This window comes from Pseudomonas sp. RIT623 (genome assembly GCF_004519305.1).
Lineage (GTDB): Bacteria > Pseudomonadota > Gammaproteobacteria > Pseudomonadales > Pseudomonadaceae > Aquipseudomonas.
In genome coordinates this window covers 46072-60189 of record NZ_SOZA01000023.1, presented here as the reverse complement: position 1 = coordinate 60189, position 14118 = coordinate 46072, and the positions used below count along the sequence as shown (strand labels likewise).

Genomic DNA, 14118 nt, shown 5'->3' with positions numbered 1-14118 from the left:
ATCTCTTCATTTCTGCCCGGGCGGTGGAGCCGGGATAATGGCCAGGTCTTCACTGGAGTAACGCTGTATGCCCACCGAACACTTCATGCGCGAAGCCATCGACCTGGCCCGCGCCAATATCCAGGCCGGCGGCCGCCCATTCGGCGCGGTGCTGGTGTACCAGGGCCAGGTCGTCGCCCGGGCCGTCAACGAAATCCACAGCACCCAGGACCCGACCAGCCACGCCGAAATGCAGGCCATTCGCAAGGCCGCCCAGGCCCTGGGCCGCGCGCGCCTGGACGGCGCCGAAATCTATGCCAGCGGCCATCCGTGCCCAATGTGCCTGGCAGCCATGCACCTGTGCGGCATCGAGCGCGCCTGGTTCGCCTACGACAACGACGAGGGCGAGCCCTATGGCTTGTCCACCGCCGCGGTGTACGCGCAGATGGCCAGGCCTGCGCAACAGCAAAGCCTGGCGTTGCGCCCACTCAAGCCTGTCGGCGAAGCGGGCCTGTACGCCGAATGGCAGCAGGCCCGCCAGGCATGAGGAACGCACTGAACTTGCTGTTGGTCATACTGCTGGCACTGAACCTACGGCCGATGCTCACCAGCATCGGACCGTTGCTCGAACCCATGCGCCAGAGCACCGGGTTGGGCTACCAGCAAGCGGCGTTGCTGACCGCGCTGCCGGTGCTGTGCATGGGCCTGGTGCCATTGCTGCAGCCCTGGCTGCGGCGCTGGTTGAGCGAACATGGCGGCATGCTCGCGGGCCTTGCGGCCATCGCCGCGGCCTGCCTGTGGCGGTTGCAGCTGGACAGCGCCTGGGCGCTGATCGCCAGCGCGGTGATCGCCGGCTTGGGCGTGGCGCTGGTGCAGGGCATGATGCCGGGGCTGGTCAACCGCTGGTTCCCGACCCGCCTGGCTGCGACCATGGGCCTGTATTCGGCGGCGTTGATGAGCGGTGGTGGCCTGGCAGCGGTCTTGGGACCATCGATCACCGCCTACAGCGGCCAGTGGCAGGTGGGGCTGGGGGTATGGGCGTTGCCCGCGCTGCTGGCCCTGCTGGCCTGGCTCACCCTGCGCCCGCGACATGACCTGCCGACGTTGGGCGGCACCACTGGCGGCCACTGGTTCGGCAACCGCCGCGCCTGGCTGCTGGCGCTGTACTTCGGCTTGATCAACGGCGGTTATACCAGCATGGTCGCCTGGCTGCCGGCTTATCACCTGGAGCACGGCGGCACGGCCCAAGGCGGCGGCGAGCTGGTCGGGCTGATGACCCTGTTCCAGGTTAGCGGTGCCCTGGGGCTGCCCTTGCTGTTGCGCCGCCTGGCCGATCGCCGCCCGGGGTTGTGGCTGGCGCTGGCGATCCAGCTGGGTGGTTTCCTCGGCCTGTTGCTGGCGCCGGCCATGGCCATGGGGCTGTGGGTGGCGATGATCGGCCTGGGCCTGGGGGCCTGCTTCAGCCTCAGCCTGACCTTGACCCTGGAGCACCTGCGCACGCCGGCCGAGGCCGGCAGCCTGGCGGGGTTCGTGCAGGGGGTGGGCTTCATCATCACCGGGACCGTGCCCTACATCACTGGCTGGCTGCGTGATGTCAGCGGCGACTTCCAGGCCTCGTGGACATTGCTGACCTGCACCGTGCTGGCCATGTTGCTGGTGACCCTGCGTTTCACCCCGTGCGGCTACGCCAAGGCCATCGCCCGGCCCGGCCAGGCCGGCGCGGCAGCGGCGCTCAACTGAGGCGCTGCAGGGTATCGCGAACCCGATCCAGGGCCGGGTCGATATCCAGCAGCTCGATGGCGCCGAAGCCCAGTAGCAGCCCCGGCCTGACCGGGGCCTCGCTGAAGAACGGCGCCAGCGAGTACAACCCCACCTCGACCTTGCGCGCCAGGGTGATCAGCAGCTCCACATCCACCCCCGGTTTGGCCAGCGCGCTCAGGTGAAACCCGGCACTGGCCGGTACCGCGTCGAACCAGGGCGCCAGGTCGCCGTCCAGGCGCGCCAGGATGCGCGCGCGACGGGCGCTGTACACCTCATGGCTGCGGCGGATGTGCTTGTTCAGGTGGCCTTCGCCGATGAACCTTGCCAGTGCCCATTGCTGCAGGGTCGGGCTGTGCCAGTCGCTCAGGTGCTTGGCCACGCAGGCTGCCTGCAACACGGCCGGCGGCAGCACCGCGTATCCCAGGCGCAACTCCGGCAACAGGGTCTTGGAGAAGGTGCCGACATAGGCCACCAGCCCGTGGCGGTCCAGGCGTTGCAGGGCCTCGGCGGCGGGGCCCTGGTAGCGAAACTCGCAATCGTAGTCATCCTCGATGACCAGCGCGCCCAGCTCGGCGGCCCGGGCCAGCAGCGCCTGGCGTCGTGCGTCGGCCATGGGCATGCCCAGCGGGAACTGGTGTGACGGGGTGACGTAGATCAGCCGGGTGCCATCCTCGATCTGCGCCACGCACAGCCCTTGCTCATCCACCGGCACCGCTTGCAAGCGGGCGCCCAGGGCCAGGAACAATTGCCGAGCCGGTGGGTAGCCGGGGTCTTCCATGGCCACCTTGCAACCTGGCTCGATCAACACCCGGGCGATCAGGTCCAAGGCCTGCTGGGCACCGTTGCACACCAGCACCTCGGCCGGGCTGCATTGCACGCCGCGGGCGAAGGCGATGTGATGGGCGATGGCCTCGCGCAGTTCGGGCAGGCCCTGGGCCGGGAATTGCCGTTCGTTGTGGCGCTGGCTACGGCGCAGGGCATGGTTCAGGCAACTGCGCCACTGGTCGTAGGGGAACTGCGCCTTGTTCGAGGCACCGCCGACGAAGTCGTAGCGCGAGGGCGCATCCAGTGCCCGTTGGCCGAGGATCGTCGTCCGTTGGCGCCAGCGCTCTAGGGTGGCAGCAGCGGCCAGTGGCGCCGCATCGGCGTTATCGGCGCGCAATGGCAGGCGCGGGGTGATGAAGGTGCCACGGCCGACCACGCCGCTGAGCAGGTTGTCGTAGGTCAACCGTGAATAGGCCTCGGCCACGGTCTTGCGCGACACGCCCAGTTGCTCGGCGAGCAAGCGGGTAGGCGGCAGTTGGGTGCCGGCGGCCAGGTGACCGCTGTCGATACCGGCGCGCAGTTGCTGGTAGAGCTGGTCGGCGAGGCCTTTGCGGCCATCGAGGCGGATGTGCAGTTCCATGGGGGGGTCCGAAGCGCGGGGATGGTCAAGCTTCGGGGGTTGCGCGGGAAGGTGCAAGAGGGGCAGGTTTATTGGCGGGCCGGGCAGGGCTTGCAGGTGTTCACCGCAAGGCCATCGGCGAATCCCCTCAAAGCCGCGCCGCACTGATGGTGATGTACCCCTTGTCAGGCAGCGCGATCCGTATCACCGTTTCATCCTCGGCCACCTTGCGCTTTTGCTTGATGCACACGCCATCGATGGCGGCATCGCGCATGCGCGCCGCGATAGCGCGCCCATTGGCATCGAAGAACGCCTCGCTGGCGAGCAGCTCGACCTGCTCTATCAACTGCCGGGTATGTTCGTCGGTCGCACAGAAGAACCGCACGCCCGACAGGTGCGGGTTGTCATCGGGGTTGCTGACCTCATGGGCCATCAGCTGGCGCAAGGTATGGCGCAGTTCACGGGTAGGGTGGTTGTCGTTGGGCATGGCATGGCCTCGTCTGGCAGGGCTGCCGCGGTGGGCGGTGGTGGCGTCTCCAGGCCGGATGATGGTTTGCCGAAGGTGGGGCAACAATCACGAAGCGTCCGTACTTGTGGTAGGAGGTTTCCGAAAATAAAGGTAGCGGCCTGAACTGTGCCTTGATCCCCGTCAGCCACGCGCCAGGTACGCCGCACTTTTTCGCTCAGGCTGGCGTGCAAGGCCGGTGCCTACAGGGCGGCTTCGACAATCTCGATCCAGTGCCGCACCGGGGTGCGCCCAGCGCCGCCGAGGTGCAGTTGGCAGCCGATGTTGGCGGTGGCGATAAGGTTCGGGCTGCCACTCTCCAGCGCGGCAAGACGGTTGTCGCGCAATTGCCGCGACAGGACCGGCTGGGTCAGCGAGTAGGTGCCGGCCGAACCGCAGCACAGGTGGCCGTCGGGCACATCGGTGAGGTGAAAGCCCAAGCGCGTCAGCAGGCGTTCGACCGCGCCGCCGAGCTTGAGCGCGTGTTGCAAGGTACAGGGGCAGTGCACGGCCAGGCGTTGCTCGGCGCACAAGCCTAGCTGTTCAACCGGCTCGGCTTCGAGCACCTGCACCAGGTCACGCGACAGCGCACTGACACGGGCGGCCTTGGCGGCATAGCCGGGGTCGTGCGCCAGCAGGTGAGCATAGTCGCGCACGAACGCGCCACAGCCGCTGGCCGTTTGCACGATGGCCTCGGCGCCGCCCTCGATGGCCGGCCACCAGGCGTCGATATTGCGCCGTGCCCGCGCCAGCCCCTGGGCCTGGGCGTCCAGGTGGTAGTCTACGGCGCCACAGCAGCCGGCCTCGGTAATCGGCTCGACACTGATGCCCAGGCGATCGAGCAAACGGCTGGCGGCGGCATTGGTGCTGGGCGCCAGCACCTGTTGCACGCAGCCTTCAAGCAATAGGACGCGCCGGGGGTGACGGGGCGCGGGGCGTCGCCCGCCAGCGTTGGCCGGTAGCTTGGCCTTGAGGCTGCTAGGCAGCAGCGGCCTCAGCGCTTGGCCGGCGCGGACCAGTGCCTTGAACAGCGCCGGCCGCGGCACCACGGCGCGCAGGCTGTGGCGCAGCAGGCGCTGGGCCAGTGGTCGGGCAACCTGCTGGTCGACCACGGCGCGGCCTATGTCCAGCAGGTTGTGGTACTCCACCCCCGACGGGCAGGTGGTCTCGCAGCTGCGACAACTCAGGCAGCGGTCCAGGTGACGTTGGCTGCTGGCCGTGACCGTCGCGCCTTCGAGCGCCTGCTTGATCAGGTAGATGCGCCCGCGCGGCCCATCCAGCTCGTCGCCGAGCAGTTGGTAGGTGGGGCAGGTGGCGGTGCAAAAACCGCAGTGCACGCATGTGCGCAGGATGCGCTCGGCTTCCTCGGCGCGGGGCAGTTGGCGGGCGGCGTCGCTCATGTGGGTTTGCATGGTGGGGCCTCACAGGTCGGCATACAGGCGGCCCGGGTTGAACAGGCCCTGGGGGTCCAGTCGCGCCTTGAGTGCCTGGTGATAGCGCAGCAGGGCCGGGGCCAGTGGCGCGCTGCTGTGGTCGCCTGGGGTATAGGCGGTGGCATGGCCACCGACCTTGGCTAGCCGCTGGCGGATCAGCGCGGCCGGCGCGGCGGACTTGAGCCAGCGCTGGGCGCCGGCCCAATCGAGCAGTTGTTGTCCGGGCAGGTCCAGCAGCCCGGTGCCTATCGGCAGCGACAGGCGCCACAGGGGGGCCGGGTCGTCGAAAAACGCCAGGCGCTGTTCGCGCAAGTGTTGCCAGAAGTTATTATCGATCACTTCACCGCCCAGCCGCTCATGGGCCGAGCGGACCGACCCCGGCCCGCCTTCGAGGCGCAGGTGCAACGCCTCGCCGGCATGGCAGGCGGCGCTGATCGGCAGTGGCTGCTGGCCCCACTGCGCCAACGCGGCCAAGGCCTGCTGCGCCGGCATCGGTAGGCGCAGGCTCAGGCACCGGCGTGGCTTGGGCAGTACCTTGAACGAGACTTCGGTCAGCAGCCCCAGGCAGCCGAAGCTGCCGGCCATCAGCCGCGAGACGTCGTAGCCGGCAACGTTCTTCATTACTTCGCCGCCCAAACGCAGCAACTTGCCGTGGCCACTGATCAAGCGTATACCCAGCACCAGGTCGCGGACCGCGCCGGCCCAGGGCCGACGCGGCCCCGACAGCCCGGCGGCGACCATGCCACCGAGGGTGGCGTGCGGTCCAAGATGCGGTGGCTCGCAGCTCAGCATCTGCCCGGCCTGCTCCAGCGCCGCCTCGATTTCCCGCAGTGGCGTGCCCGCGCGGGCGGTCAGCACCAGTTCGCTCGGGTGGTAGCTGAGGATACCGCGATGGTCGCGCAAGTCGACGATTTCGCCGGCCACCGGTCGGCCCAGCATGGCCTTGCTGTTGCCGCCCTGGATGCGCAGTGGCGTGCTCAGGTTCAGCGCCTGGTTGACTTGCTCCAGCAGGTGTCTGCTGTGGTCGGCATCCATTAGAAACGCTCCAGGTCAGGGAAGGGCAATTGCCCCTGATGCACGTGCAGGGCGCCGAATTCGGCGCAACGCTGCAGGGTCGGGATGTGCTTGCCGGGGTTGAGCAGCCCCTTGGGGTCGAAGGCGGCTTTTACCGCGTGGAACAGGCTGATCTCGTCGTGGTTGAACTGGACGCACATCTGGTTGATCTTCTCGCGGCCCACGCCGTGTTCGCCGGTGATGCTGCCGCCCACTGCCACGCACAACTCGAGAATCTTGCCGCCGATGGCCTCGGCGCGCGCCAGCTCGCCCGGCTGGTTGGCGTCGAACAGGATCAGTGGGTGCATGTTGCCGTCGCCGGCGTGGAACACATTGGCCACCCGCAGCCGATACTGCTCGGCCAGCGCGGCGATGCCGCGCAGTACCCTTGGCAGTTCCCGGCGCGGGATGGTGCCGTCCATGCAGTAGTAATCCGGCGAGATCCGCCCGACGGCCGGGAAGGCATTCTTGCGCCCGGCCCAGAAGCGCGCGCGCTCGCTTTCGTCGCAGGCCAGCCGTACTTCGCGGGCGCCTGCCCGGCGCAGCACGGCATCGACCCGCGTGCAATCGTCGTGCACATCGGCCTCGACGCCGTCCAGCTCGCACAGCAGGATCGCCGCGGCGTCCAGCGGGTAACCGGCCTGGATGAACGCCTCGGCGGCACGGATCGCCAGGTTGTCCATCATCTCCAGCCCTGCGGGGATGATGCCGGCGGCGATGATCTCGGCCACCGCGCGGCCGGCGTCCTCGACACTGGCGAAACTGGCCAGCAGCACCCGCGCCAGCGGTGGACGGGGCAGCAGCTTGACGGTCACTTCGGTGACGATGCCAAGCAGGCCCTCGGAACCGGTGAACAGCGCCAGCAGGTCGAAGCCGGGGCTGTCCAGGGCGTCGCTGCCCAGTTCCAGGCGTTCGCCCTCGATGGTGAGGATCTGCACTTTGAGCAGATTGTGCACGGTCAGGCCGTATTTCAGGCAATGCACGCCACCGGCGTTCTCGGCGACATTGCCGCCGATCGAGCAGGCGATCTGCGACGAGGGGTCCGGCGCGTAGTACAGCCCATGGGGCGCCGCCGCCTGGGAGATCGCCAGGTTGCGCACCCCAGGCTGGACCCGGGCGAAGCGCCCTTGTGGGTTGATTTCGAGGATGCGGTTGAAGCGTGCCATCACCAGCAGGATGCCCTGGCTCAGGGGCAGCGCGCCGCCGGACAGGCCAGTACCGGCACCGCGGGCAACCACCGGCACGCCGCGCTGGTGGCACAGTTGCAGCAGCGCTTGCACCTGCTCCAGGCGTTCGGGCAGCACCACCAGCAGCGGTAGCGTGCGGTAGGCTGAGAGACCGTCGCATTCATAGGGCTTGAGCTCTTCGTCGCGGTGGAGGATTTCCAGGTCGGGCAGGGCCGCGCGCAGGGCCGCCAGCAACGCGGGCTTGTCGACCACCGGCAGCGCGCCGTCGATGCGCTGGTCGTGGAGGATGCTCATGCTGTTGGCGTGGCTCACTGCCCCAGCGCCCGAATCAGTGCCACGCTCAAGTACAAGCGCGGCGCCACGCTGTCGACTTCGATGTACTCGTCGTCGCCGTGCAGCCCGGCCCCTACCACGCCCAGGGTTTCCAGCACCGCCGGCTTGTCGCTGCCCGGCACGTAGGCGTAGCCGGCATCGGTGCCGAAGCGCATGGCGATGGGCTCGAGGCTGCGGTCGATCTTGCGGTAGAGCTGGTGCGCCGTAGCTGCCAATTGTGTCGACGCTGGGTTCTGCGCCAGCGGCGGCCGGCCTTTTTCCAGCACCAGGCTGACCTGGGTGTCGGCAATCCGCCGTTGCCCGATGATCCGTTGGGCATCGGCTTGCACCCGCGCGGTCTCGGCCAGGTCGGTGTAGCGCATGTCCGCTTCGGCGCTGGCCAGGGCCGGGATGATGTTGGCTTTTTCACCGGCCTTGGCCAGGGTCCAGTTGACCGTGGTGCCCTTGGCCTGGTCGCCCAGCGCATCGAGTTGCAGCAGCTGGTTCGCCAGTTCCAGCAGCGCATTGCGCCCCTCTTCGGGGGCTGAACCGGCATGTGAGGCGCGCCCCTTGACCTCGAGTTTCAGACGGTTGATGCCGTTGGTGGCCACGGTCACGGCGTCCTTGTCGGGTGGCTCGTAGGAAAAGACGAAATCATGCTGGCGCGCCAGTTCGCCGATCAGTGCCTTCGAGCCCGCCGAGCCCATTTCCTCGTCGGGGTTGAACAGCACGGTCAGGGTGCGGTAGCCCTTGAACTGTTGGGTCTGCAACAGATTCAGCGCATGCAGGATCATCGCCACGCCACCCTTGGCGTCGGCCACGCCGGGGCCATAGGCGCGCGCGCCGTCCAGGCGCAACGGGCGCTTGGCCGCAGTGCCGGGGGCGAACACCGTGTCGTAGTGGACCATCAGCAGAAAGTCCTTGCTGCCGCTGCCCTTGAAGGTGCCGACGATGTTGTCGCCCACCGAGGGCGTGGCCGCTGTGGCTTTCACCTCGGCGCCCAGGGCCTCGAGGCGTTTGGCCAATTCGGCGCCGACCTGCTTGAGGCCGGCTTCGGTACCGGTGCCGGTGTCTACCGCGACCAGGTTCTTGAGGGTTTCCAGGTAGTGGGATTGTTCGGCCTGGGCCTGCTTGAACAGGTCTTGTGGCGTGATGTCGGCGGCCTGGGCGCTGGCCAGGGCAAGGCTGAGGGTGGTGGCTAGCAAACGCATGGGCAAGGCCTCGGTCCATGATGAATGGCGTGGTCATGAACCGTTCAGCGTAGACCCTGAACGCCCGGTGGGGGCCAGTTTGCAGGCGAGTCAGTGGCCGCAACGGCTACGAGGGCGTCCAGGGCAATACCGAAAAAGCCGGGCCAGCAAGCTCGGCGGGACGCATCAATCCTGCGAGAGCAGGGCGCGGGCCAGGTCTTCGTCGCTGATCTGCATGCCCGGGTGCGCCTGGCGCGCCTGATCCAGCGCCGACTCCAGGTACGCCCCACGGATGGCCCCGCCGCTGGCGACGAAGGCCGCCAGTTCGTCGCGGGCGGGGATGATGCGTTTGTCGTCCTTGAAGGTCGAGTACAACGAGGCGGAGACCCCGGCCGAGGTGGCGACGTCACCGGCATCGACGCGGGCCAGCGCGGCGCCGGCAGGGAGCAGCAGCAACAGCGAAGCAACAAGCAGTAAACGGCGCATGGTGAGTCCTCCAACAGGGTGAAGCCCAAGGGAATTACTGCATGTTGTTAAGAACCTTAGCCTTGCCCGGGAGTTCCCGGGCCCCTCGCGGGGCGCCCCACCTAGCATTTTTACCAGTAGGTTTGCCGCGCTCCAGGCACTAATTTGTACCCAAAGCATTTGGATGCCTGCCCTGTGTAGGCCTGTGCACATTGGTGGAGGCACGGTGGTGGAAAAAGCTGACAACAATCGCAAGGAATCGGTGGTGGGGCGTGTGCTGAATACGCTGCCTGGCCTGCCGGACACGTTGGATAGCCAGGTCCTCGTCCAGGACTCGATGTTCAATTGGCAGCGGGCAGACCTGGGATACTTGATGGCTCGCCTGCCAGGGCTCGACGCCAATCAGGCCAAGCAACTGAGCGAGCGCTTGAATGTGACGTTCTTCGCCCTGATGCGCAGGTTCAGGGAGGCGCGCCTGAGCGCAGGCAGCGGCCAGGCAGGGGACCAACGCAAAGGTCTCTTGGCGCAGCCAGCCGCGCCGGTCCTGGAACAGTTGCTTGGCTACGGGTGGAACGGTCAGGTCAAGCCTAGTGCTATGGAAAGTACCGATTCGCCGACGGCCTGGCTGGTCGATCTGCAGTTGCTCATGCGTGAGCTCGAGAAGCGCGCCAATCCGCGCACCGCTGTGACGTTCGCCCAGCGTCGGCCTGATGTGCTCAGCCTGGTGCTCGATGAGCGCGCAGTCAATCGTGTGGTCACCCAGGTCGAGGTGGTCATCAACATGCTCAAGTATGCCATCGCCGGCAACTCGGATACCGGCACCTACGACCCCATCGCGGTACAGGACAAACTGCTCGCGGTGCGCCACCCCTACCAGCGGTTTCCCTATGAGTTCTATACCGAACAGGTCAAAACCGTACTGGCGCACAACCAGTTGCATATCAGCGACCTGGAGGCAGTGGGGGACATCGACTTCCCTTATTTCATTCACTCCGGCGTGCATGCGCGGTGGTCGGATACGGCGTTGCAGCAATATTCGGGCCTGGGGCCGATTCTGCGGGGCATGCTGCTTGACGATCCGTACTTCGGTGAAGGTGTGGCGCTTCATGAAGATCAGGCGCAGGCGCAGGCCGATGGCAGATTTTTCAAGGAAAATTTTGGCATCCAGAGCTATGCGGACCTTCAGACAACGCAGGGCTTCTGCCAAGTGCTGAACATGGACGAAGACCAGATGAACGCCGTGTTCGCGCTGGCCGAGCATACGCCCATAGTCTCTGGCAATCTGCGGCCGCCGCCCATGGTGAAGGCCTCGATGCAGTTTGGCGCACGCTTCATCAACAGCGATGGTGCAGATCCTGTCGCGGTGGCACGCCCCATCAAGAAGGAGGAGGACAGCAATGACAACGACAACCACTTCCTCGGCTTGACCCCGGCACGTTGCGATCGTCTCAACCGCCTGATACGGGTGGCCAATGCCATGCAGCTGTCACCCGCGCAGGCGGACCAGGTGCTCTGCGCGGCCATCGATGCGCAACGACGTGGCGAACCCACGAGGCGCCGAGCCCGGGTCGAGGCCACGCCGTTGCGCATTGGCACCGCTACCCTTCGTGCCTTGGGGCTGTTCCAGTACCTGCGGGAACAGTTCGCTTGCACGGCAGAGGACTTCGCCACCTTGCTTGGCGATATCGCGGTGTACGGCCCAGGCGAAACACCCAGCCATTTCGATCGGGTCTTCAATTTCGACGACAGCGTACCGCTGGTGCTGGACGACGAGCCGTTCAGCCTGGCGGGCAGCGACGACGACAGCATGCGGACTGTGCAGCAATTGTGCCGGGGCCTGCGCTTGAACATGGAGGCGTTCCGCTACCTGGCGCGGGCGATCATGCAGTTCCATGAGGGATCGGTGTTGAAACGCTCCGTGCAAACGGTGAGCACCTTCTACCGGGTGACCTTGCTGGCCCGCTTGCTCGGTATCAGCGTGATCGAGCTGCTGGCCTTGCTAGAAGTGCTTAGCCCTGATGGTCGGGTCCTCAAGCAGTTGACCGGCCAGGTGCATAACACCCCGTACCAGTCTTCCTCGCACACCGACACGGTCAGTGTCATTCATGCAGTCAGCCAATGCGTGCTGTGGTGTCGCGAGGAAGGGTTGCAGGTTAGCTGGCTGGTGCAGCAGCTCATGCCGCTGGAAACATTGGATGTCATTCCGGTTGAGGTCAGCGAGTTGCTCATCGAGTTGGCCAACCAGGTGTCGCCGTTCACGGATATTGACAAGCTGTTGTTGGAGGCTGGCGTTCCAGCACTGGAGGGCAAGCGTTGGCAAGCCCGGCTGGAAAGGGTCGTCGATGCCCTCGGCCTGGTTATCAGAAGCGGTCCTGGGACGCGGGATTTCGACCCGGTCCTGTACGAGAACTTTGCCAAGCGGGAAATCCAGGTGGTGGTCGAGGTCGCGCTGGGTGACGAAGATAGCGAGCGGGTCGTCGAGCTGATCCTGGGCGTTGTGTTGCGTGTTCGCACGCAGCAGTGGGGTTTGGTACAGCAGAGTGTTTCCCAGTTGCTTGGCGTTGACCCGACCTTGGCGGTGCCGATCCTGTATTGGGCCGCTGGTACGGTGCATGAGCTGTTGGCCCTTGCGGTCGAATTCGTCCCCACGCGCCGCATTTCCGAGACGATGAAGGACATTTTACCGTTGGTGCGACGGATGCAACGGCTGGCACAGGTCGTTGTGCAGTTCGACTTGAGTCCGGCAATGCTCACCAGCCTGCTGACACGCCAACAGCGTACGCACTTCAGCCTTCTCTCCCTCGACCTGACCCTGCACACCCTGTACTTCCTGTCACGCTATACCCGCTGTGTGCGTCAGGCACGCAAGAGCGAAGACGCTGTGCTGGACTACTTCAGGTTGATCGAGGAGCTGGGCCCGCTGAGTGGAAACGAACTGCGCTTGGTGCGCGAGGCTGCCGCCGAGGAAGTGGCTGCCTTGCTGGGCTGGGGTATCAACGAAGTGTTCGACGTTGCCAAGCAGGCCAGCGACGATGGCATCGTGCGCAATGTGGCGCAGTTGTGGATGGTGGCGCGTATCCAGCAGTTTTGCGCAAAGACCGGCCTGAGCGCCGCGTCGGTGATGAAACTGAGTCGGCTCGGCATGCATGACAACCACCAGCTTTACCGTGAGGCTGCGCAAGAAATGCTGGTGAGCCTGGAACGCCCGGTCAGCGCAGCGGTTAACGACGCAGAGTTGCGTCAAAGCCAATTGCCGTCCTGCAAGCCCTGGCAAGATTATCTCATCGCCAACCCTAAGGTGACTGCCGCCACGCAAATCACTTTCAGCTTGCTCGACAGGGATGGGGTTCCGGTCTCGGGTATTCGTGTGAACTGGGCTACCAACCTGGGGATCTTGAAGGACGACTTCAGCTACACCGACAGCGATGGCGTAGCCCAAGTCATTTTTGATGCCGGTAGCAAGATGGGCGTAGCCACCATCACCGCGACGTACCTGCTGGGTCGACAGGTGAGCACTGCGGTGACCGTTGGCTACGATGCTGACAACCTGGTGCTGGATGATCTCGAGAGTCGTCCCCGTGAGCCCTGGCCACTGTCAGGCAACCGGGGTACTCACTTGCTGCGTGTAAGAGTGATGGACATACACGCAAACCCGGCGGCTGACCAGGAAGTCATCTGGACCACGCAAAGGGATGACTGGACGTTCCGCGATAGCACCGGGCGCACGCTTACGGATCATGAGGGCTTCAGTACGGTCAGGGTGAGAGGCCTTGGCAAAGGGACAGGGGGCGTTCTCTACCATTGCCCGGCTATCGAAAACTCATTGCAGGAAGTCACCGTAGGTTTTGCCGACCAGCCGTATGTAAGTGCGTTCAAGCAGACCACCCACGCCGTTGTTGGCGAAGACATAATGGTTCGGGCCATGCTCTCTAGCCTGGATGGTGAACCGGCCGTGGGAATAGTCGTCTCCTGGGATGTGCCGGCGGGTATGGCTATCAAAGACGCGCGCAGTGAAAGCGATGCCTCGGGATGGGTTAGCGCAACGTTGGTCGCCAGCGTTGCCAGCACATTGACGGTCACCGTAAAACCTGAAGGGGGCCACGCGGATTCGGAGGGCAGTCTGGCGATAGACGTCTTGAAAGACGTCGCGCAGATCGATTGGGTTGATCCGACAACATGGCCGGTACGTGAAGGCGATGATGTTGTCAGGTATGCCGTGAAGGTGTTCAGCTCTGATGGCCGGCCAGTGGTCAATTTCCCCGTGGTCTTTTCTACTCGTACCGTAGCTGCTGTCAATGCCTTGGTTGGCCCCGATGGTTATGCCCACGCACAGTTCATTGCACGTCGAGAACCGGCATTAACGCAGGAGATGGATGGACACCTGCGTAAGTGGAATTCGACGCCCGATTATAGCTTCCCGTCAATTCCGATCGTGCCTGCCCTGGATGAGCAGATCGAATGGTTCAACGGAGTAGAGCCGGTCGGCGAAGGCCCGTCGTTCACCCTCTATGAGCCGAAAGAGGACATCCAAACCTACTATCTGGATTTTGTCCTGCCAGATGGGCATCGGTTGCTGGAGCTCGGGGAGAACGTGCGCCTTGCATCCGGAGAAGGCCCCTCCGCAGGGTCGTTGGGTCTGGAATTCGACCCGGTCCTGGGCGATTGGCAGAAGCTCGAGAAGGGCGAGCCCAGGCTGCGCTGGAAAATCGACAGCAAAAACGTGGATTTGGAATTCACCACCACGATGCGTTTCGCCGTTCGCTTCGAACATGCCCAGAAGACCATCCCGTGCCAGATCACGGTGATACCCGCTGCCGAGGCGCCCGCAACGGCGCGCCACCACTAAGCC

10 protein-coding genes are annotated in these 14118 nt (G+C 65.3%); 3 read left to right on the top strand and 7 right to left on the bottom strand.

Annotation, left to right across the window (positions count from 1 at the left end; translation table 11 throughout):
- Positions 1-67: 67 nt before the first annotated feature.
- Complete coding sequence (locus E3U47_RS16095; protein ID WP_134692676.1) at positions 68-526, top strand: nucleoside deaminase; 459 nt, start codon at positions 68-70, stop codon at positions 524-526.
- A complete protein-coding gene (locus tag E3U47_RS16090; RefSeq protein WP_134692675.1) occupies positions 523-1719 on the top strand; it encodes a cyanate transporter in 1197 nt (398 codons plus the stop codon). Before E3U47_RS16095 ends, E3U47_RS16090 begins: the two co-directional genes overlap by 4 nt.
- On the opposite strand, the gene E3U47_RS16085 is transcribed toward E3U47_RS16090, so the two are convergent.
- The 7 genes from E3U47_RS16085 to E3U47_RS16055 all read right to left on the bottom strand — a co-directional run bounded on the left by E3U47_RS16085 (position 1712) and on the right by E3U47_RS16055 (position 9290).
- On the bottom strand, positions 1712-3145 hold the full coding sequence (locus tag E3U47_RS16085; RefSeq protein WP_134692674.1) for a PLP-dependent aminotransferase family protein: 1434 nt from the start codon (positions 3143-3145) through the stop codon (positions 1712-1714). The two genes, E3U47_RS16090 and E3U47_RS16085, sit on opposite strands and share 8 nt — an antisense overlap.
- Positions 3146-3272: 127 nt before the next feature.
- Positions 3273-3611 carry a hypothetical protein gene (locus tag E3U47_RS16080; RefSeq protein ID WP_134692673.1) on the bottom strand — a complete coding sequence of 113 codons (339 nt, stop codon included), beginning with the start codon at positions 3609-3611 and terminating at the stop codon, positions 3273-3275.
- Positions 3612-3832: 221 nt separating this feature from the next.
- Positions 3833-5041: a glycolate oxidase subunit GlcF gene (gene glcF / locus E3U47_RS16075; RefSeq protein WP_134692672.1), complete on the bottom strand. Its 1209-nt coding sequence runs from the start codon at positions 5039-5041 to the stop codon at positions 3833-3835.
- Positions 5042-5050: 9 nt separating this feature from the next.
- Positions 5051-6097: a glycolate oxidase subunit GlcE gene (gene glcE, locus E3U47_RS16070; RefSeq protein WP_134692671.1), complete on the bottom strand. Its 1047-nt coding sequence runs from the start codon at positions 6095-6097 to the stop codon at positions 5051-5053.
- Positions 6097-7596 (bottom strand): glycolate oxidase subunit GlcD, encoded by a 1500-nt coding sequence (gene glcD / locus E3U47_RS16065; protein WP_134692693.1) that lies wholly within the window; start codon positions 7594-7596, stop codon positions 6097-6099. Before glcD ends, glcE begins: the two co-directional genes overlap by 1 nt.
- A 14-nt stretch (positions 7597-7610) precedes the next feature.
- Positions 7611-8825: a M20/M25/M40 family metallo-hydrolase gene (locus E3U47_RS16060; RefSeq protein ID WP_134692670.1), complete on the bottom strand. Its 1215-nt coding sequence runs from the start codon at positions 8823-8825 to the stop codon at positions 7611-7613.
- A 165-nt stretch (positions 8826-8990) separates the two neighbouring features.
- On the bottom strand, positions 8991-9290 hold the full coding sequence (locus E3U47_RS16055; RefSeq protein ID WP_134692669.1) for a DUF2388 domain-containing protein: 300 nt from the start codon (positions 9288-9290) through the stop codon (positions 8991-8993).
- 208 nt (positions 9291-9498) lie between these two features.
- Here E3U47_RS16055 and E3U47_RS16050 point away from each other — a divergent pair, with 208 nt between their 5' ends.
- Entirely contained in the window at positions 9499-14115 is a 4617-nt protein-coding gene (locus E3U47_RS16050) for a Tc toxin subunit A (protein WP_167659494.1), read from the top strand.
- Positions 14116-14118 lie beyond the last annotated feature (3 nt).